18 protein-coding genes are annotated in these 19721 nt (G+C 68.0%); 3 read left to right on the plus strand and 15 right to left on the minus strand.

Annotation, left to right across the window (positions count from 1 at the left end; translation table 11 throughout):
• Positions 1-7 precede the first annotated feature (7 nt).
• The 3 genes from AB7M35_RS10030 to AB7M35_RS10040 all read right to left on the minus strand — a co-directional run bounded on the left by AB7M35_RS10030 (position 8) and on the right by AB7M35_RS10040 (position 3169).
• Positions 8-982 carry a Bug family tripartite tricarboxylate transporter substrate binding protein gene (locus AB7M35_RS10030; protein WP_453959343.1) on the minus strand — a complete coding sequence of 325 codons (975 nt, stop codon included), beginning with the start codon at positions 980-982 and terminating at the stop codon, positions 8-10.
• 82 nt (positions 983-1064) lie between these two features.
• Positions 1065-2597, minus strand: coding sequence for a tripartite tricarboxylate transporter permease (locus tag AB7M35_RS10035; protein ID WP_453959345.1), 1533 nt, complete (start codon positions 2595-2597; stop codon positions 1065-1067).
• Entirely contained in the window at positions 2597-3169 is a 573-nt protein-coding gene (locus AB7M35_RS10040) for a tripartite tricarboxylate transporter TctB family protein (protein WP_453959346.1), read from the minus strand. Before AB7M35_RS10040 ends, AB7M35_RS10035 begins: the two co-directional genes overlap by 1 nt.
• Positions 3170-3332: 163 nt before the next feature.
• Here AB7M35_RS10040 and AB7M35_RS10045 point away from each other — a divergent pair, with 163 nt between their 5' ends.
• Positions 3333-4289, plus strand: coding sequence for a LysR substrate-binding domain-containing protein (locus AB7M35_RS10045; protein WP_453959347.1), 957 nt, complete (start codon positions 3333-3335; stop codon positions 4287-4289).
• Here AB7M35_RS10045 and AB7M35_RS10050 read toward each other — a convergent pair.
• The 9 genes from AB7M35_RS10050 to AB7M35_RS10090 form a co-directional block, all read right to left on the minus strand.
• Complete coding sequence (locus AB7M35_RS10050; RefSeq protein ID WP_453959349.1) at positions 4275-5810, minus strand: class I adenylate-forming enzyme family protein; 1536 nt, start codon at positions 5808-5810, stop codon at positions 4275-4277. The two genes, AB7M35_RS10045 and AB7M35_RS10050, sit on opposite strands and share 15 nt — an antisense overlap.
• 11 nt (positions 5811-5821) lie before the next feature.
• Entirely contained in the window at positions 5822-6583 is a 762-nt protein-coding gene (locus tag AB7M35_RS10055; protein WP_453959351.1) for an HpcH/HpaI aldolase family protein, read from the minus strand.
• A 4-nt stretch (positions 6584-6587) separates the two neighbouring features.
• Positions 6588-8132: a hydantoinase B/oxoprolinase family protein gene (locus AB7M35_RS10060; RefSeq protein WP_453959353.1), complete on the minus strand. Its 1545-nt coding sequence runs from the start codon at positions 8130-8132 to the stop codon at positions 6588-6590.
• A gap of 1 nt (position 8133) precedes the next feature.
• Positions 8134-10212 (minus strand): hydantoinase/oxoprolinase family protein, encoded by a 2079-nt coding sequence (locus AB7M35_RS10065; protein ID WP_453959355.1) that lies wholly within the window; start codon positions 10210-10212, stop codon positions 8134-8136.
• Positions 10209-10991, minus strand: a complete 783-nt coding sequence (locus tag AB7M35_RS10070; RefSeq protein WP_453959357.1) for an IclR family transcriptional regulator — start codon at positions 10989-10991, stop codon at positions 10209-10211. Before AB7M35_RS10070 ends, AB7M35_RS10065 begins: the two co-directional genes overlap by 4 nt.
• Positions 10992-11001: 10 nt before the next feature.
• Positions 11002-12279: a TRAP transporter large permease gene (locus AB7M35_RS10075; protein ID WP_453959359.1), complete on the minus strand. Its 1278-nt coding sequence runs from the start codon at positions 12277-12279 to the stop codon at positions 11002-11004.
• The gene (locus tag AB7M35_RS10080; RefSeq protein ID WP_453959361.1) at positions 12276-12839 is read right to left on the minus strand and encodes a TRAP transporter small permease; all 564 of its coding nucleotides are present in this window, start codon (positions 12837-12839) and stop codon (positions 12276-12278) included. Before AB7M35_RS10080 ends, AB7M35_RS10075 begins: the two co-directional genes overlap by 4 nt.
• A 92-nt stretch (positions 12840-12931) precedes the next feature.
• Positions 12932-13306 (minus strand): cupin domain-containing protein, encoded by a 375-nt coding sequence (locus tag AB7M35_RS10085; protein ID WP_453959364.1) that lies wholly within the window; start codon positions 13304-13306, stop codon positions 12932-12934.
• Position 13307: 1 nt separating this feature from the next.
• Entirely contained in the window at positions 13308-14288 is a 981-nt protein-coding gene (locus AB7M35_RS10090; protein WP_453959366.1) for a TRAP transporter substrate-binding protein, read from the minus strand.
• 308 nt (positions 14289-14596) lie between these two features.
• On the opposite strand from AB7M35_RS10090, the gene nspC reads away from it, so the two are divergent.
• Positions 14597-15694 (plus strand): carboxynorspermidine decarboxylase, encoded by a 1098-nt coding sequence (gene nspC / locus AB7M35_RS10095; RefSeq protein ID WP_453959368.1) that lies wholly within the window; start codon positions 14597-14599, stop codon positions 15692-15694.
• A 37-nt stretch (positions 15695-15731) separates the two neighbouring features.
• Positions 15732-16973: a saccharopine dehydrogenase NADP-binding domain-containing protein gene (locus AB7M35_RS10100; protein ID WP_453959370.1), complete on the plus strand. Its 1242-nt coding sequence runs from the start codon at positions 15732-15734 to the stop codon at positions 16971-16973.
• A gap of 112 nt (positions 16974-17085) precedes the next feature.
• On the opposite strand, the gene AB7M35_RS10105 is transcribed toward AB7M35_RS10100, so the two are convergent.
• Genes AB7M35_RS10105 through AB7M35_RS10115 form a run of 3 tightly spaced genes read right to left on the minus strand, consistent with a single transcriptional unit; the run spans position 17086 to position 19589 of the window.
• Positions 17086-18009 carry a carbon-nitrogen hydrolase family protein gene (locus AB7M35_RS10105; protein ID WP_453959372.1) on the minus strand — a complete coding sequence of 308 codons (924 nt, stop codon included), beginning with the start codon at positions 18007-18009 and terminating at the stop codon, positions 17086-17088.
• 1 nt (position 18010) lies between these two features.
• Positions 18011-18673 carry a flavin reductase family protein gene (locus AB7M35_RS10110; protein WP_453959374.1) on the minus strand — a complete coding sequence of 221 codons (663 nt, stop codon included), beginning with the start codon at positions 18671-18673 and terminating at the stop codon, positions 18011-18013.
• Positions 18674-18677: 4 nt separating this feature from the next.
• Positions 18678-19589 carry a fumarylacetoacetate hydrolase family protein gene (locus AB7M35_RS10115; RefSeq protein ID WP_453959376.1) on the minus strand — a complete coding sequence of 304 codons (912 nt, stop codon included), beginning with the start codon at positions 19587-19589 and terminating at the stop codon, positions 18678-18680.
• Positions 19590-19721: the final 132 nt, after the last annotated feature.

The following is a 19721-nucleotide window of genomic DNA, read 5'->3' on the forward strand; positions in this document are numbered from 1 at the left end:
GAAGCGGTCACTGCATCAGCGGCAGGTTCTTCTTGATGACGTCGACCAGACGGTCGTAGGTCGCCTGGGCCTTCTCCTGGTCGGAGTAGATGATCTCCTCGCCGATGTTGGTGATCAGCTTGGTGACCGACGGGTCGTCGAGGGTGGCCTTGATGCCCTTGTCGAGCTTGGCGACGATGGCGTCCGGGGTGTCCGGATGCACGCCGACCCAGCGCGGCTGGGCGACGCCGTCGTAGCCGAGGTCCTTGGCCCACGGCACGTCGCGGCCGAGTTCCTTGGTCAGGGTCTCGCTGTTGGCCTGGTTGCCGACGTTGATGATCGGCACGGCCTTCTCGCCGAGCGACACGGCGGTGGTCGGCGTGACGACGGCGAGGTCGATGTGGCCGCCCAGCATGTCGGTCACCGCGGCGCTGGTGCCCGGATACGGAATGAAGGTCGCCTGCAGGCCGGCTTCGTCGAACACCGCGGCAGCCGCCAGCGCCTGGGCGAGCGTTCCGCCGATCGTCAGCTTGCCGGGGTTCTTCTCGGCGTAGGCCTTCACCTTGTCCCAGCTGTCGAAATCACCGTCGGGCAGCGCCATGACCTGCGGATTGAAGTCCGACAGGATGTCGACGATCTTGATGTCGTCGATGCCCATCGGCGCGTTCGGCTCCGACAGCACCGCGATCATCGGGCTCAGCGAGCCGATCATGATGGTGTGGCCGTCGGCCGGCTGGCTCAGCAGGTACTTCCAGCCCACCGTTCCGCCGGCGCCCGCGCGGACCTCGACGTTCATCGGCTGGCCGAGATGGGAGGACGCCGCGGAGGAGACGATGCGGGCCCACTGGTCCTGTCCGCCGCCAGCGCTGTAGGGCACGATGAACTGGATCGGCTTGGACGGATAGTCCGCGGCGCCGTCCTGGGCGAACGACGGCTGCGCGGCGAACGTGCCGGCGACCGCCAGCGCGCACAGGCCGACAAAGCTGCGACGATGTAATTTCATGGGATCCTCCCGTTTCTGGTGCAGGGACGCCCGCGCGTTGGCGGACGCTTGGTGCTGCCGGCCGCGCGAGCGCGGCCGGTCGCTATTCGTCGCTGGACAGCGACTTGATCCGGCTGCTCATCTGCGAGCGGGCCAGGAAGACGACGAGAACCACGGTGGCGACGGCGAGACCGATCGCCAGGTTGCTGTCGAAGAGCGCGTTGCCCCAGTCGCCACGGTTGATCAGGAGCGCCCGCCGCAGGCTCTGCTCGGCGAGCGGAGCGAGCAGGAACGTGATGATCAGCGGCGCTTCCGGGATGCGGGCGAGCCGCAGGAAGAAGCCCAGGAAGCCGAAGCCGAGGGCGAGCCAGACGTCGAAGGCGTTGTTCTGGTAGGTGTAGGCACCCACGAACGCCATCGCGAGGATGACGGGGACGAGGAGCTGCGCCGGCATCTGGCCGAGCTTGGAGTAGAGGCCGGCGAAGCCGCGCCCGACGAACAGCACCAGGATGTTCGAGACGATCAGGATCACGAACAGCGCGTAGATCTCGACCGGATAGAGCTCGAACATGCGGGGCCCGGCCTGCACGCCCTTGATCGCCAGCGCCGCGCCGAGCATCGCAGCGATCGTGCCGCCGGGAATACCGAAGGCGAGCAGCGGCACCAGCGTCGGGCCGGCCGTTGCGTTGTTGCCCGATTCCGCCGCGGCGACGCCTTCCAGCTTGCCGGTGCCGATGCCCTTGTGCGGCGACATCTGGCGGGCGACGCCGTAGGAGAGATAGGCCCCGACGGTGGCGCCCAGGCCCGGCAGGATGCCGACGAAGGTGCCGACGCCCGTGCCGATCGCCATCTCCTTCCAGCAGCTCATGTACTCGCGCAGGGTCAGCGATTCCTGCCGCCCGCGCAGTTCGTCCATGACCTTCTCGTGGATCTCGCCGATGGTCTTCCAGCTGCGGACGATCTCGACGATCTTCTCCAGCATGGTCGCGATGGCAAACAGGCCGATGATCAGCGGGATCATGTTGATGCCGTCGGCAAGCCACCACTGGCCGAACGTGTTGCGCGGCACCATCGACACCGGATCGGACCCGATGGTGCCGATGAAGAGGCCGAGGGCGGCGGCGAACAGCCCCTTGGCGAAGTGGTCGCCGGAGAGCGCGCCGATCAGGCCGATGGCCAGCGCGATCAGCCAGAGCCGCTCGGAGGGCCCGAAGTTGAGCGCGACGAGGGCCAGCGCCGGGGCGAGGAAGATGGTCAGGATCGACGAGATCAGGTCGCCGGTGACCGAGGCGTAGAGGGCCATGTGCAGGGCCTTCTTGCCCTTGCCGGCCTTCATCAGCTTGTGCCCGTCCATCACCGTCGCGCCGGCTTCCGCCGTGCCGGGCGTGGCGAAGCTGATGGCCGAGATCGAGCCGCCGTAGATGCCGCCCTTGTAGACGCCGATCAGCAGGCCGAGGGCCGCCGGCAGGTTCAGCGTGAAGGTGAGCGGCAGGAGGAGCGCGATCGCCGGAGCGGGGCTGAGGCCCGGCATGGCGCCGACGCCGACGCCGATGAAGACGCCGAGGAGCACCCACAGCAGCGTGTGGATGGAGAAGACGAGCCCGATCGCGTCGCCGATGCTTACGTAATCGAACATCAGTGACCCCCGAGGAGCGCGCCCAGCGGGCCGTCCGTGACGTTCATGCCGAGTGCGAAGAGAAGGACCCGCAGGCCGATGCTGGTCCCGAGCGCGACGAGGAGCGAGATCCAGAGCGGCCGAAAGCCGAGCGCCGTCGCGCCCACGAAGACGAACAGCGCGATGGCCGGCATGAAACCGATCCAGCCGATGGCGAGGAACGCGACGACCGACAGCGCGATGGTGACCAGCACCACCAGGAGGTCACGCAGCCGCACGCGGGCGAACTCCGGGGTCGCCTTCCGCGCCTTGCCGTCGAACAGCATGATCAGCAGCGACAGCGTCATCATGCCGACCGCGAACAGCGGGAAGCCGCCCAGGGTGAAGCCGTCGCGGGATGCCTGATGGGCCCAGTCGGAGAACCAGATGTTGGCGCCGATCGCCGCCACGAGGATCAGCAGGATGACCGCGATGCCGCGGTTGGTGCGCCAGAACGCGACCGGGGCCGGCGGCACGTGCCGCCCGTCGCGGCCCTCGTCGGCCGCATCGCCCACAGGCGCGGTGTCCGCTGATGCGAGGTTGGCTGAACTCATCATTCCTCCCGAACCGTCTCTTTTCGAACGGCCGCACGCTGGCCCCCTGTTTCGGGGACCTCCTCATGCGAATTTTTCACAAATTGCGCCCACGCATCGGCGATTTACAATGTAAAAAGCCTCAAGTTCGATTTGAGGAAAACTCAAAACAGGCGAGACAGGGATGCGCTACCTGCCGAGTTTCCGGGCCCTGAAATGCTTCGAGGCGTGCGCCCGCACGGGGACGCTGTCGGCGGCGGCGCGCGAACTCAACGTCACGCCGGGCGCCGTCAGCCGGCAGATCACCGCGCTGGAGGAGCGGCTGGGAACGCCACTCATGCAGCGGCACCCCCGCGGCGTGACGGTGAATGCCCGTGGCCGGGTGCTGGCGACGAAGCTGTCGGCCGCCTTTGCGGCGATCGGCGAGGCCGTGCACGAGGTCAGCAGCGAGCCGGAAGAGGCGACGCTGACGGTGAACGTCTACCCGACGTTCGCCATCCAGTGGCTGATGCCACGGCTGCCGGCCTTCTACGCGATCGCCCCCGACGTCGACATCCGCATCCGCCCGTCGCTGCAGGACCGGCCGCTCGACCGCGAGGAGATCGATGTCGCGCTCTCCATCGGCGTGCCGACCGACAAGTCGCTGTTCAGCCGCTACATCTTCGAGCGCCGGTTCACGCCGGTCTGCAGCAGGGCGACGCTGGAGCGGACGGGACCGCTGGAGCCGGCGGCGCTGGAGAAGCAGCAGATCTTCTATTCCGACATGCACGTCCAGCAGTGGCGGATGTGGGGAGAATCGGTCGGGATGCGGGAGCCGGACCTGCGCGAGCACGGCATCCGGTTCGAGAACTCGTCGCTTGCCTACCAGGCCGCGCGGGAGGGCTTCGGCTTCGCCATCGGCCAGCCGACGCTGCTGCGCAACGACCTGGAGACCGGGCGACTGATCGCGCCGTTCCCGGCGGTGGTGCGCGCCCCCCGCCCCTACGCCCTCGTCTGCCGCAAGGTCGACCAGAACCGGCCGGCGGTGAAGCGCTTCATGGAATGGCTGATCGAGGAAGCCGCCCGGTCGGTGGCCGACGAGGACCAGGAGAGCGACACCGTCGGCACGCCGCCCGCCTCAGCCGCGTCAGCCTCCTGGTGAAGGAGTGTCGGCCAGGCGCTGGCGCAGGTCGGTCTTCAGCACCTTGCCGTAGTTGTTCTTCGGCAAGGCATCGATGAACAGGTAGGCCTTCGGCCGCTTGAAGCGGGCGATCTCCTCCCGGCAGAGCGCGTCCAGCGCCTCCGGCGTAGGCGCGCGTCCCTCCGCCGCCACCACGAAGGCGACGACGTCCTCGCCCCATTCCGCGCTCGGCCGGCCGACCACCGACACCTCCGCCACGTCCGGGTGGCGCAGCAGCACCTCCTCCACCTCGCGCGGGTAGATGTTGGTGCCGCCGGAAATGATCACGTCCTTGGAGCGGTCCATCAGGGTCAGATAGCCGTCCTCGTCCATGGCCCCGACGTCGCCGGTCCACAGCCAGCCGTCGCGGAGCGAGGCGGCGGTGGCGCTTTCGTTCCGCCAGTAGCCCGCCATTACGCTCGGACCGCGCACCAGGATCTCGCCGCTCGTTCCGGGGGGCAACGCGCAGCCCTTTTCGTCGCAAACGCGCACTTCCACGCAAGATTGCGCACGTCCGACGGACCCCAAGCGTGCGCGCCAGCGCGCGTGCGCGCGGTCGGCGACCTCTGCGCGCGACAGCGCGGTGATGGTCATCGGGCTCTCGCCCTGGCCGTAGATCTGGACGAAGCGGGCCCCGAGCGAGGCCACCGCGTCCTCGATGTCGGCGACGTACATCGGCCCGCCGCCGTAGACGATGGTGCGGATGCCGGACCCGTCGTGGCCGACGGCCCTGGCGTGGCCGACGAGCCGGCGGACCATGGTGGGGGCCGCGAACATCGACAGGCTGCCGACGGAGCCGGCCAGCTCCAGGATTTCCGCCGGATCGAAGCCGCCCGAGACCGGCACCACGTGGCGGCTGCCGCGCAGGACGTGCATGAAATTGTAGAGCCCCGCCCCGTGCGACATCGGCGCGGCATAGAGCGCCGCGTCCTCGGCCAGCACGGCGTCGACGTCGATGAAATAGGCGAACGTCATCGCCTGCAGGTTGGCGATCGTGAGCATCACGCCCTTCGGCCGGCCGGTCGTGCCGGACGTGTAGAACAGCCAGGCGAGCGCATCGTCGGTCAGCGAATGCGGGGCGGATAGCGGCGCGTGGTCGAGCAGGGACGCGTATGCGGCCCCCTCCAGCTCCAGCAGGACCGTCGCGGCGGGAAGCGCCTCGCGCAGCGAGGGCGTCGCGTCCGAGACCACGACCACCTTCGCGCCGGCGTCCGCCACGATGTACGCCGCCTCGCGCTCGTGGAGCTTGTGGTTGATCGGAACCGCGACGGCGCCCGCCCACCAGATCCCGTAGAGGCACTCCAGGTAGGCGGGGGTGTTCGACAGGAACAGCGCGACCCGGTCACCGGGCGCCACGCCGTGCGCCTGACGGAGCGCCTGCGCGATGCGGGCGGCCCGGTCGGCGAACTCGGCATAGGTCGCGACCACCGTCTCGCCGCTCAGAAGCGCCGGCGCATCAGGGGTGCGGCGGGCGGTGCGGACAAGCCATTCTGCCAGGTTCACGGGCGCCCTCCTCAGTGTCCACCGGCCGCCAGCGCGGCTGCCGCACCGGCCTTCAGGAAGGCCTGGTCGGTGCCGACGACGAACAGGCTGGCACCGGCCTCCCCCCACGTCGGGATCTGTGCCGCCGAGCCGACGAACATGCCGGTCCGTGCCTGGCCCCCGGCGGCGACGCCGACGATCTGCCGGCACAGGGACACGACAGCCGGGTCGGCGGGGCTAGTCTTGCCGCAGGCAACCGCCAGATCGACGGGACCGACGAACAGGCAATCCACCCCGGGAACACCGGCGATTTCTGCTGCAGCTGCGGCGGCGTCCGGATCCTCGATCTGACACACCAGCACGGTTTCCTCGCCGGCCATCTCCAGGTGCTCCGGAACCGAGCGACGCCCGTAGCCCGCGGCCGGCGTTGACGGCGAGAAGCCGCGTCCGCCGGGGCCGTAGCGCACGGCCGCCGCGATCGTCTCGGCCTCAGACGCCGACCGTACCTGCGGCGCCATGATGCCCGCCGCGCCGGAATCCAGCACGCTGCCGATCCACTCGGGCGAGGCAACCGGCACCCGCACGAGCATCGGCATCGCCGCCGCGCGGGCCGCCAGAAGGCAGAGGTCGACGACCTCCCGCCCCATCGCGACATGCTCGGCATCGAGCACCAGGAAGTCGAGGCCCGCCTGGCCGAGGATCTCGATCACCGCCGGGCTTGGCGTCTTGACGAAGGTGCCGACGAGGCGATCCCCGGCAAGCAGCCGCGCGCGGAAGGCGGCGTTGGTCGCCACGAGGTCAGGCCCCGAAGCCGCCGCCGCCGGGCGTCACCATGAACACCTCGTCGTCCGGCTGCATTTCCATCTTGCGGGTGTCGATGATGGGCTTGCCGTTGATCTCGAAGCGGCCGGGCGCCCCGTCGCCGCCGCCGGCGAGGCCTTCCGGCGGGCTCTTGAGCCGGCTCGGGATGGTGTTCAGGAGCCACGGATAGCTGGTGCGCATGCGGTAGCCGATGCGCTGGCCGTCGCCGCCGGGCTGGCGGCCGGTGCCGCCGGTCCCGCGCTCCAGCTCCTTGCAGGTGAAGACGATGGGATAGGACGCCTCCAGCACCTCAACCGGGACGGCGGCGACGCCGGTCGGATAGCAGATCGCCGAGAGCCCCGGCTTCTCCGCCCGAGCGCCCATGCCGCCGGAGTAGTTGAACATGGAACTGGTGAACGGCCGGCCGTTGGCGTCCCTGCCCTGCACCTGCACCGTCCAGACAGCGCCCGAGCCTTCCGCCACCACCCGGTCCGGCACCACTTCGGAGAGCGCCTTGAGGATCGGGAACGGCACATACATGCCGACCACGTGCCGGGCGTTCACCGGCGAGGGATACTTGGCGTTGACGATGCATTCCTCCGGCAGCTTCAGCTTGATCGGCGCCAGGCTGCCGGCGTTGTTGGGGAGGTCCGGATTGAGGGTCGAGCGCACCGCGAACGTCGCGTAGGCGTGGGTATAGGCCGGAACCACGTTGATGCCGGAGGAGCTCGGGCCCGACGAGCCTTCGAAATCGATGGTGATCTCGCCAGCGTTGGGGTCGACGGTGACGGCCGTCTTCAGCTCGATCATCTGGCCGCCAGGCACGTCGAACGACGAGCTGCCGTGATAGGTGCCGCGCGGCAGCTTGCTGATCGCCTCGCGCATGGCCGACTCCGAGCGCTTGATGATCTCGTCGGACAGCACGGAGATGTCGTCGAGGCCGTAGCGATCGCAGAGCGCGTTGAGGCGCTCCGAGGCGATCATGCCGCTCGACACCTGCGCGCCCAGATCGCCGAGGAGGGCATCCGGGGTGCGCACGTTGCGCTTGATGATCGAGAACAGCGTCTCGTTCGGCTTGCCCGCCTCGTAGAGCTTGGTGACGGGGATCCAGAGGCCTTCCTCGTGGATGTCGCGCGCGCCCGAGCCGATGCCGTAGCCGCCGATGTCGGTGTGATGGATGGTCGAGCCGGCATAGCCGATCAGCCGCTCGCCGCGGAAGATCGGTGACAGCACGGTGATGTCGAAGAAGTGGCCGGCCGACATCCACGGGTCGTTGGTAATGAGCACGTCGCCGGGCTTCAGGTCGGCCACGTCGATGTGGCCGAGCAGGTTGCGCGCGGCGGCCGCGAGCGAGTTGATGTGCCCTGGGGTGCCCGTCACCGCCTGGGCCACCATGCGCGCATCCGCATCGAAGAGGCCGTTGGCGAGGTCGCCCGCTTCGCGCACGATCGGGCTGAAGGCGATGCGCTGCAGCGCGCGCGCCTGTTCCGAGACGATACCGATCAGGTTGCTCCAGAGGATCTGCAGTTCGACGCCGTCCATCTCAGCGGCCTCCCTTCGCTTTTTCGGCCACCAGACTGCCGGTTTCGTGGAGGCCGAGTGTCCAGCCCTCGAGAATGAAGATCGTGGTTTCGCGTTCCTCGATGATCGCCGGGCCCTCGACCCGGTCGGCCGTCGTCAGCTCCTTGCGCTGATAGACGGACACCTCGGTCGGTTCGCCGCGCAGGTAGACGGTGCGCGTGGCGGCGGCGGCGCTGGACCCGGTGGGCGCGACCGGCGCCGTCGAGCGGTCCGGCTTCTTTCCGCTGCCGGTCACCTGCCAGTTGACCACCTCGATCGGAATGTCGGCGAGCTTCAGCCCGTACTGGGCCTCGTACTCGCGCTCGTAGAGCTCGCGGATCGCGGAGGCATCGCGTGCCTTGCGCGGGTCCTCGCTCAGATGGATCCGCACCTCGGACTGCTGGCCGAGGTAGCGCATGTCGACCGCGAAGGAGAACTCGAGGTCCTCGTCGCGGATGCCCGCCTCCTTGAGCGCCAGCGTGCTCTCCTCGATCATCGCCTGGAGCGTCCGGTCGACGGCGTCCCAGTCGATGCCCTCCAGCGGCGACACCACGCTGCGCACGAGATCGATCTGCGCCGGCGTGACCAGCGTGCCAAAGGCTGACAGCACGCTCGCCAGCGGCGGGTAGATGATGGTCTCGCCGTCGACGAGCTCGGCGACCATGCACGCATGCACCGGCCCGGCGCCACCGAAGGCGAGCAGCGGCAGGCCGCGATAGTCGATGCCCCGGTCGGTGGCGTGGGTGCGGGTGGCGGCCGCCATCTGCTCGCAGACCACCTCGAACACCCCCCATGCGGCCTTCTCGGCGGAAAGGCCGAGCTTCTTGCCGAGCGCGCCCAGGGCGGCGCGCGCGCCGTCGGCGTCGAGCGTCATGTCGCCGCCCAGGAAGCGGTCCGGATCGATGATGCCGAGCACCACGTCGGCATCGGTGACGCACGGGTTCTCGCCGCCGCGCCCGTAGCAGACCGGTCCCGGGATCGAGCCGGCGCTCTCCGGCCCGGTCTTCAGGAGGCCGAGGCTGTCGATGGAGGCGATCGACCCGCCGCCGGCGCCGATCTCGATCATGTCGATGGAGGGCACCGTGATGGGCATGCCGCTGCCCGGCTTGAAGCGGTAGCGGCGATCGACCTCGAAGGTGCCGGTGACCAGCGGCTCGTGGTTCTGGATCATGCAGGCCTTGGCCGTCGTCCCGCCCATGTCGAACGAGATCAGGTCCTTGATGCCGAACAGGCGCGAGAAGTAGCAGGCGACGAGCGCACCGGCGGCCGGACCGGACTCGATCATCCGGACCGGGAAGCGCCCGGCCCGCTCGGCGCCGATGACGCCGCCGTTGGACAGCATGATCAGCGGCTGCTGGGAGAAGCCGCGCGTCGCCAGTTCCTCCGTCAGCGCGGTCAGGTACGGCCGGGTGATCGGCACCGTGTAGGCGTTGATGGCGACGGTGGAGGTGCGCAGGTACTCGCGCATCTGCGGGGCGATCTCGCTGGACAGCGAGACGTAGATTTCCGGCGCCTCCTCGGCGAACACCGCGCGCACCGTCTCCTCGTTCTCGCCGTTGCGGTAGGCGTTCAGCAGGCTGACGGCGACGGAGACGACGCCCGCCTTGCGGCACTCCTGGATGATCGCCCGCACCTCGTCCCGGTCCACCGGCGTCTCGACGCTGCCGTCGGCGTACATCCGCTCGTCCAGCACGTAGGTCCGCTCCGAGGGGATCAGCGGTTCCGCGAACTCGATCTGCGGGTCGAACATGTCGTAGCGGTGCTCGTCGCGGATGTAGAGGATGTCGCGGAAGCCCTTGGTCAGGATCAGACCGACCGGCGGACCCTTGCGCTCGATGAGCGCATTGGTCACCACGGTGGTGGCGTGCACGACGACATCGTCGACGTCGGTCGGGCCGATGCCGGCGCGCCCCAGAACCAGATCGACGCCCCGGAAGAAGCCTTCAAGCAGATTGCCGTGGGTGGTCAGCGTCTTGTCGACGAAGCTCCGCCCGTCCGAGGCGAGCAGCACGGCATCGGTGAACGTGCCTCCGATATCGATGGCCAGGGAAAATCGCGTCATCCAACGTACTCCGTGCAACCCAAGCTGACTGAAATGGTTTGGCCGGCCCCGCGGACCGCCGAAATCTGTGCCGCGTCCGGATCCGGACGGATCGTCTGGACCGAGCCCGCGATGTTGATCGAGCCGACCATCTGGTTGGCGGCGTCGAGGATCGGTGCCGAGATCGCGTTGACGCCGGGCAGAAGCTCGCTCGGCGCGACCGCCCAGCCCTGCTTGCGCACCTGGACGATCTCGCGCTCAAGCACCGCAAGATCGGTCTTGGTGGACGCCGTCACCGCCTCGAGCGGCCCGGCGCGCACCACGTCCCAGAGGCGGGCCGGACCGAAGGCAAGCGCCAGCTTGCCCTGGGCCGAGGCGTGAAAGCCCAGCAGCGCCCCCGGCTTGGTGATGATCTGGACCGGCGATTCCGTGCGGACGATGTCGATCACCCGCATGCCCTGCTCTTCCAGCACCGAGAGCGTGGTGGTCTGGCCGGTGGCGTCGCGCAGGCGGATCAGCTCGGGCCGCGCCACGGTGATCAGCTGGGTCCCGTCGGCGATCGCCTGGCCGAGATGGAAGAGCTTGAGGGTCAGCCGGTAGCGCTCGGTCTCCGTGTCCTGGACGACGTAGCCGATGGAGACCAGCGTCTGCAGGAAGCGGTAGATCCGCGCCTTCGGCATGCCGAGCTGCCGCGCCAGATCGGTGACGCGCATGGTCTCGCCGGCCGCCGCCATCACCTCAATGATGCGGAACGCCACCTGGGTGGACTGGTTGGCGGTCTTGTCGATGCCTTCTGCCATGCCGCGCTCCTCAGTGTCCGATCAGGGCGGGCAGGGTGAGCGACAGCGCCGGGACCATGCCGACGAGGGCGAGCACGACCAGGCAGATGCCGATCATCGGCAGCGCCGCGCGACTGACCTTGTCGAGGGGCACGCGGCCGATCGCCGAGACGATGAACAGGCAGAGGCCCACCGGCGGAGTGACCATGCCGATCATCAGGTTGAAGACGATCATCACGCCGAACTGCACCGGATCGAGGCCGATGATGGGGCTCAGCTGGTTGAGGATGGGCATCGCCAGGATGAGGGCCGCAAGCGGCTCCAGGAAGAAGCCCAGGACCAGCAGGATGACGTTCAGGAGGATCAGCAACAGCACCGGCGAGTCCGTCAGGGCGAGGAGGCCCTGGGCGATCGACTGCGGGATGTTCTCGATGCCGAGGATGAACGAGGTCATCGACGCCATCGCCACCACCAGCATGACGCCGGCCGACATGGTCGCCGTTTCGTAGAAGGAGTTGACGATCTGGCGCGGCGACAGGGTGCGGTAGACGACCGTGCCGATGACGAGCGCATAGATCGCCGCCACAGCCGCGGCTTCGGTGGGCGTGAACACGCCGGAGCGGATGCCGCCGACGATGATGACCGGCAGGAACAGGGCCGGCAGCGCCCGCGCGATGGCGCCGGCCCGCTCGCTCTTCGGCAGCACCGGCGGCAGCGGATGGTTCTCGCGACGCGCCTTCCACAGCGCGTAGACGACGAGCAGGCCGCACAGCACGAAGGCGGGCACGATGCCGGCCAGGAACAGATCGGCGATCGAAGTGCCAGTCAGCACGCCGTAGAGGATCAGCGACAGCGACGGGGGCACCATCGGCCCGAGCAGCGAGCCGACGGCCGTCAGCGCCGCCGCATAGGCGGGGTCGTAGCCGTCGCGCCGCATGGCCGGGATCATGACGCTGCCGAGCGCCGAGGCCTCGGCGGTGGCGGCGCCGCTGACGCCGGAGAACATCATGCTGGCGATGACGTTCACCGCCGCCAGCCCGCCCTTCACCCGTCCCACCAGGATCTGCGCGAAGCGGACGATCTGCTGGGTCAGGTTGGCCGAGTTCATCAGGTTGCCGGCGAGGATGAAGAACGGGATCGTCAGGAGGACGAAGTTGTCGATGCCGGCGATCATCTTCTGGGGAAAGGCCATCATCAGCATCAGCTGGTCGTTGGCGAGGAGGTAGACGACCGAGGCGAGGCCCAGGCTGAAGGCGATCGGCACGCCCAGCACCAGGAAGCCGAGGAAGGCGGCGAGGTAGAGGGTCATTCCGGAAGACCCTCCGGCGCGTGCGGGCGGAGGTCGTCGACACTGCCGCCGCTCCTGAGCAGCCCGACATAGTGCCAGACGTCGACGAGCAGCCGGATCGCCAGCAGGCCCATGCCCAGCGGCAGCACCGCATAGACCCAGAAGACACGCGGCACCGTTTCGACGCCCCAGCCGAAGGTGTCCTGGAAGAGGAACCGGAACGCCGGGATCGGCTGCGAGCCGACCATCTCGGCAAAGCGCAGCCCGTAGTGCACCAGCAGCACGCACAGGGCCGCGGAAACCAGGTTGGAGATGATGGCGAGCACCAGGGCCTCGCGGCGCGGCAGGCTGTCGCGCAGAAGCGTCATCGCCGCCAGTTCGCCGCGCTCGTAGGCGAAGACGCCGGCGAGCAGCGAAACCCAGATGAGGAGGTAGCGGCAGACCTCCTCCGCCCAGATCAGCGAGGCGTTGAAGGAGTAGCGCATCACGATCTGCAGGCCCATGACGGCCAGCAGCACGGCGATGAGCGCGACCAGAAAGGCCTTCATCGCCCCGTGGTAGATCCTGGTTGTGCGTGCCAATGCCATCCTGGCGACCCCAATTTCCGGCCGAACGGACCCGTCGCCCGGCGGAGTGCCGGGCGCTGGCCGTCGGATCGACGTTCCCTCGCGGGTCAGTCGGCGAAGTCGTTTTCCTGATAGGCGGTGAGGTGGCGGTAGTCGTCGCGCACCGGCGCGAACACGTCGAGATTGACGGCCACCTCGTCTCCGACCGGCTCGCCGCAATGGACGACGTCCGGTGGAATGCGCACCACCTCGCCCGGACCGACCTCGACCACGTCCTCGCCGATGGTGAACTTCACCCGGCCGGAGAGGATGTAGGCGAGCTGTTCGAACGGATGGGAGTGCGGGCGGACCTCCATGCCTGGCTCCAGCCAGTTCATCACCATCAGGGCGTTGTCCCCGCGGAAGGCCGTGCGGGTCACGCCCGGCCGCACCGTCTCACGCGGAAGCGTTTCCCATTTGTAGACGTTGGTCCGCCCGGTCATCTCACTTCCCCGACTGGATCTGGTCGTAGAACGTCTGGATCAGCGGATCCTTCTTCACCCACGCTTCCACGACGGGCTTGGTCTTCGCCTGCATGGCGGCGATGTCGTCGAGTTCGCCGATCTCCACGCCCTGCTCCTTCAGGAAGGCCTCGGTTTCGGCCTCCTGCGCTGCTGCGATCTTGTACTGCTCCTGGGTCGCCTCCTTGCCGGCTTCCACCAGCGCGGCCTGAAGGTCTTCCGGCAGCTTGTTCCAGGCCATGCCCGACATCATGATCACGCCCGGCCAGAAATAGTGGCCCGTCAGCGTCACGTGCTTGGCCGGCTCGTACAGGCTTTCCGACTGGATCGAGGAGAGGTTGATCTCCACCGCGTCGATGGTGCCGGTCTCCAGCGCGGAATAGACCTCGCCGTAGGCCATGCCGATCGGATTGACGCCGACGGCCTCCCACGTCGCCTTGTGCAGCGGGATCGGAACGATGCGGGTCTTCAGCCCGGCGAAGTCGTCAAGCGACTTCACCTGCTTGGACTTGGACAGGAAGTGACGCTGGCCGGCCTCGATGTAGCCGAGGCCCTTGATCTGCTTGGCGTCCAGCGTGTCCAGGAGCTCCTGGCCCACCGGCGAGCCGAGCGCATCGGCCATCTGCTCGTAGGAGGTGACCACGAACGGCAGCTGCAGCGCGTCGAACGCGGTCGCGCCGAGCACCAGCGGCAGCGTCGGGGCCGAAACCAGCGCGCCGTCGATGACGCCGATCTGCAGGCCTTCCAGAAGCTGCTTGTCGTCGCCGAGCTGGCGATCGCCGTAGACCTCGATCTTCACCTTGCCGTCGGTCTTCTCGGCGACCTTCTCCGCGAAGATGTCGAGACCCGTCTGGAACAGGTGCTTGGACGAGGCCGCATGGCCGAACTTGAACGTGAAATCCTGGGCATAGGCCGGTCCGGCCAGGATCATGGCCGCTCCAGCGAGCGCGAGAATACGCCGCATCAGTCTCTCCTCCCTGTACTTGTTTCATTATGTGAAACTTGATATCGATAATTGAAACACACATCCGGCGGATGTCAATCCGGATTCGCTGCCGCGTGCCTTGCCTTTGCGCTGGATGCACTCAAGCGGATGCTGCCGGATGGCGCTCCGGCCGGGCGGAAGTGCCGCCCGGATCCGCCTTGCGGGTTGTCCGCGGCGCCCGGCTTGCCTATGACGCAGGTCCCTGGGCAACCATCTCGTCACCCGAGCGACATGATGTCCGCGCATTGTCGCCGCCCGTAACCGACCCGACCTGGACCGACCGCGCGATGCTTCGCACGCCCTACTACCTGATCGACAAGGCGGCTCTGCTCCGCAACATGGAGGTCATGGACCGGCTCCGGACCCTGTCGGGCGCCCGGACGCTGCTGGCGCTGAAGTGCTTCGCGACCTGGTGCGTCTTCGATCTCATGCGCGAGCACATGGACGGGACGACGTCGTCGTCGCTCTACGAGGTGCGTCTCGGCCGCGAGAAGTTCGGCGGCGAGACCCACGCCTACAGCGTGGCCTACGGCGACGACGAGATCGACGAAGTGATCTCCCACGCCGACAAGATCATCTTCAACTCGATCGGCCAGCTCGAGCGCTTCGAGCGCCAGGCGGCCGGCATCGTGCGCGGCCTGCGGCTCAATCCGCGCGTCAGCTCGTCGAGCTTCGACCTCGCCGATCCCGCGCGCCCGTTCAGCCGGCTCGGCGAATGGGATCCGGAGCGCGTCGCCGGCGTCCTCGACCGCGTCAGCGGCTTCATGATCCACAACAACTGCGAGAACGCTGACTTCGGGCTGTTCGACCGGATGCTGGGCGAGATCGAGACCCGTTTCGGCGCGCTGCTGTCGAAGGTGGAATGGGTGAGCCTCGGCGGCGGCATCCACTTCACCGGCAAGGACTACCCGCTGGAGGCGTTCGCCGCGCGGCTGAAGGCCTTCGCCGACAAGTACGGCGTGCAGGTCTACCTGGAGCCGGGCGAGGCGGCGATCACCGGCACCACCACGCTGGAGGTCACCGTCCTCGACACGCTGACGAACGAGAAGGACCTCGCCATCGTCGATTCGTCGATCGAGGCGCACATGCTCGACCTGCTGATCTATCGCGAGAAAGCCAAGATCGCGCCCAACGAGGGTCCGCACCGCTACATGATCTGCGGCAAGTCGTGCCTGGCCGGCGACGTGTTCGGCGAATTCCGCTTTCCCGAGAAGCTGAAGATCGGCGACCGGATCTCCATCCAGGACGCGGCCGGCTACACGATGGTCAAGAAGAACTGGTTCAACGGCGTGCGCATGCCCTCGATCGCCGTGCGCGAGCTCGACGGCAGCATCCGCCTCGTGCGCGCCTTCGACTACACGGACTTCGAGACAAATCTTTCCTGAAGCCTTGGCAGAGAAAACGACGGAGCGAATCCCCGGAATGAAAAAGAACGTCCTGATCATCGGCGCCGGCGGCGTGGCACAGGTCGTGGCGCACAAGTGCGCCCAGAACAACGACGTGCTCGGGGACATCCACATCGCGTCCCGAACCGTCGAGAAGTGCCAGGAGATCATCGCCTCGGTGCGCGAGAAGAACGCGCTGAAGGTGGACGGCGTGCTGGAAGCGCACGCGCTGGATGCCCGGGACGTTGCCGCGACCTCCGCGCTGATCGAGAAGACCGGCTCCCAGATCGTCATCAACGTCGGCACGGCGTTCATCAACATGTCGGTGCTGTCGGCCTGCATCGCCACCGGCGCGGCCTACATCGACACCGCCATCCACGAGGAGCCGCTGAAGATCTGCGAGACGCCGCCGTGGTACGCGAACTACGAGTGGAAGCGCCGCGAGGAGTGCGAGAAGGCAGGCGTCACCGCCGTGCTCGGCGCCGGCTTCGATCCGGGCGTCGTGAACGCCTATGCGGCACTCGCCCGTGACGACTATCTCGACACCATCGACGAGATCGACATCGTCGACGTGAACGCCGGCAATCATGGCCGCTACTTCGCGACGAACTTCGATCCGGAGATCAATTTCCGCGAATTCACCGGCGTCGTTTACTCGTGGCAGAACAACGCCTGGCAGACCAACCAGATGTTCGAGGTCCGCCACGACTGGGACCTGCCGGTGGTCGGCAAGCAGACGACCTACATGAGCGGCCACGACGAGCTCCATTCGCTGTCGCAGACCATGGGAGTGCCGAACATCCGCTTCTGGATGGGCTTCGGCGAGCGCTACATCACCGTCTTCACCGTGCTGAAGAGCCTCGGCCTGCTCTCGGAACAGCCGGTGACGCTGGCCGACGGCCAGGAAGTCGTGCCGCTGAAGGTGGTGAAGGCGGTGCTGCCGGATCCGAAGTCGCTGGCGCCGGACTACACCGGCAAGACCTGCATCGGCGACGTGGTGAAGGGCACCAAGGACGGCAAGCCGCGCGAGGTGTTCATCTACAACGTCGCCGACCACGCCGAGGCCTACAAGGAAGTCGGCAGCCAGGGCATTTCCTACACCGCCGGCGTGCCGCCGGTGGCCGCCGCCCTGCTGATCGCCAGCGGCGAGTGGGACGTGAAGAAGATGGCCAACGTGGAAGAGCTGCCGCCGCAGCCGTTCCTGTCGGTGCTGGCGAAGATCGGCCTGCCGACCTGGATCCGCGAAGACGGCGAGGACAAGGCGATCTTCACCGCCTGAGACCCCCGGCATCGACGTGACACGGAAAAGCCCGGGCCGATCCTCGATCGACCCGGGCTTTCTCGTGAAGGCAGTCCGGCGGAAGCCGCGGAAGATCCTTAGCCGGCGAAGCTCAGGCGCCGCTGACCGGCGCCTTCACCCGCTCGTCCACCTGCAGCGAGAAGATGTCCGGGCGCGCATAGTGGCCGGCGGCATCGAAGTCGAGCTTGGCGCCGACCAGGTCGGCCACGTCGACCTCCGCCGTCAGGATCCCCTCCTCGTCGAGCAGCGGCCCGGCCAGCACCTCGCCCAGCGGCCCGGCGATGAGCGAGCGGCCGTGCATCAGGTAGTCGTCCGGCTCCGCCTCGATGCGGCTCTGGTAGTCGTCCGGGTAGTCGGAACGCCGCATGACCTGGCAGGCCGAGAGCACGAAGCAGCGGCCTTCCATGGCGATGTGGCGCATGGTGGCCGGCCAGCTCTCCCGGTCGTCGGCCGTCGGCGCCGCCCATAGCTCCACGCCCTTGGCGTACATGGCCATGCGCAGCATCGGCATGTAGTTTTCCCAGCAGATCGCCCCGCCGAGCTTGCCGTAGGGCGTGTCGACGGCCGTCAGCGTCGAGCCGTCGCCGAAGCCCCACACCAGCCGCTCCGAGCCGGTCGGCATCACCTTGCGGTGCTTGCCGAGAAGGCCCTCGGGTCCGAGATAGAGCGCGGTGCAGTAGATGGTGCCGCCGTCACGCTCGATGACGCCGACCACGGCGTGGACATCCGCCGCCGCGCACGCCTCGACCAGCCGGTCGACCTCCGGTCCGGGAACGGCGATGGCGCCGTCCACGTAGCGGCGGAAGTCGTCGCGCCCCTCCGGCGTGCGCCGGCCGATGCAGCAGCCGAAGTCGAGGCCCTTCGGATAACCGCCGATGAACGCCTCGGGAAACACGATGAGCCGCGCGCCCTTGGCCGCGGCGTCGGCGAGCAGGCCGACGCACTTGTCGGTCGCGGCCTCCGCGTCGAACGGAATCGTCGCGGCCTGAACCACCGCCAGCGTGACCTTGCCCATGTCAGCGTGTCTCCTTGGCCTCTTTCCGGTCGCTCCACTGCGGCCGATCCATTTCATAAAGATCCGTCGTGCGCGCATAGATGCCGCGGCCGTGCATGCGGCCGATGACGTGCATCGCCGGGGTATCGAGGCGCGGCCGGTCGCCGTCGTCGATGATGTCGCGCCGGAAATGCGCCTCCACCACCGACCCGACCACGAGCAGCTGCTTCGGGCCCGTCCAGATGTGATGGGCGAGACGGCACTCGAAGGCGGCCACGGCGGCGGCCAGACGCGGCGGACCGACCTGGAGGCTCGGCACGGTTTCGAGACCCGCGAGCGACAATTCATCGACCTCGGGCGGCGCGTCGATGCAGGTGAGGTTCATCGCGTCGCCCAGCTCCTCGGAGACGAGGTGCACCACGAACTCGCCCGTATCGAGGATGTTCTGCGCCGTGTCCTTCAAGGGCTCCTGGGGCAGGAAGCCGATCGCGATGACCGGCGGATCGCCCCCGAAGCAGTTGAAGAAGGAATAGGGCGCGGCGTTCAGGACGCCCGCCTTCGACCGGCTCACCACCCAGGCGATCGGCCGCGGCACGATCGACGAGGCAAGCAGCCGGTAGCATTCATCCGCCGTCATGGCGGTGAAGTCGAAGGACCGGAACCCTGGCTCGTCCGGCGCCGTCACCGGGTCACGCCTTCACCACCGGATGGCGCAGCGTGCCGATCTTCTCGACGCCGCACTCCAGCACGTCGCCCGGCCACATGAACTCCTGCGGATCGCGCCCGGCGCCGACGCCCGACGGCGTGCCGGTGGCGATGATGTCGCCCGGCTCCAACGTCATGCACGACGAGATGTCGGAGACGAGGTGATCGACCTTGAACAGCATGTGGCGGGTGTTGGAGCGCTGCTTCTCTTCGCCGTTGATCGTCAGCCAAAGCTCCAGATCCTGCGGATCGCCGATCTCGTCGGCGGTGACGATGCACGGGCCGAACGGGGCGAAGGTGTCCTGGCCCTTGGAGACGATCCACTGACCGGCGCGGCGGCAGTCGCGGGCCGAGACGTCGACCATCACCGAATAGCCGAACACGTGCTCCAGCGCGCTCTCCTTGGAGACGCCACGCGCCGTCGTGCCGATGATCGCCGCGAGCTCGACTTCCCAGTCGAGCTGCTGGGTCAGCGCCGCGTTGTGGCGGATCGGCTCGTTCGGCCCGATCACCGCCGTCGGCGGCTTGGAGAAGATCACCGGCTCCTTCGGCAGCTCGATGGAGGTATCCAGGGTGCGCGCCGACTCCTCGACGTGCTCCACGTAGTTGAGGCCGATGCCGAAGACGTTCTTGGCCGGGCGCGGGATCGGCGCCAGCAGCGTCACGTTGGAGAACGGGATCACCGCGTCGACGGCCCAGTCGTCGAACCCGACCTCGATGATCTGCCCGAGCACCCGCCAGGCGGCCGGGCCGGCGGCGATCAGGTCGAGCATCCGGTGGGGCAGCTCGATCCCGACGCCGTAGCCGAGGCGCTCGACGTCGAGGACATAGCCCTCGACGAGCGCGCCGAGGCGGGCGGGATCTTCTACGGTCTTGCGGTAGGTAACGAGTTTCATGTGTCTCTTCTCATGGGCGGCCGCATCGGCAGCCTTCGGTGGGACGGTCGCGCGGGGCGGCCAGAATGGGCCAGGCACGGCGATCGGCGGACCGATCCTGTCCGCCGCTCATGCCAGGAAGATGTCGGAGGT

The organism is Amorphus suaedae (assembly GCF_053629675.1).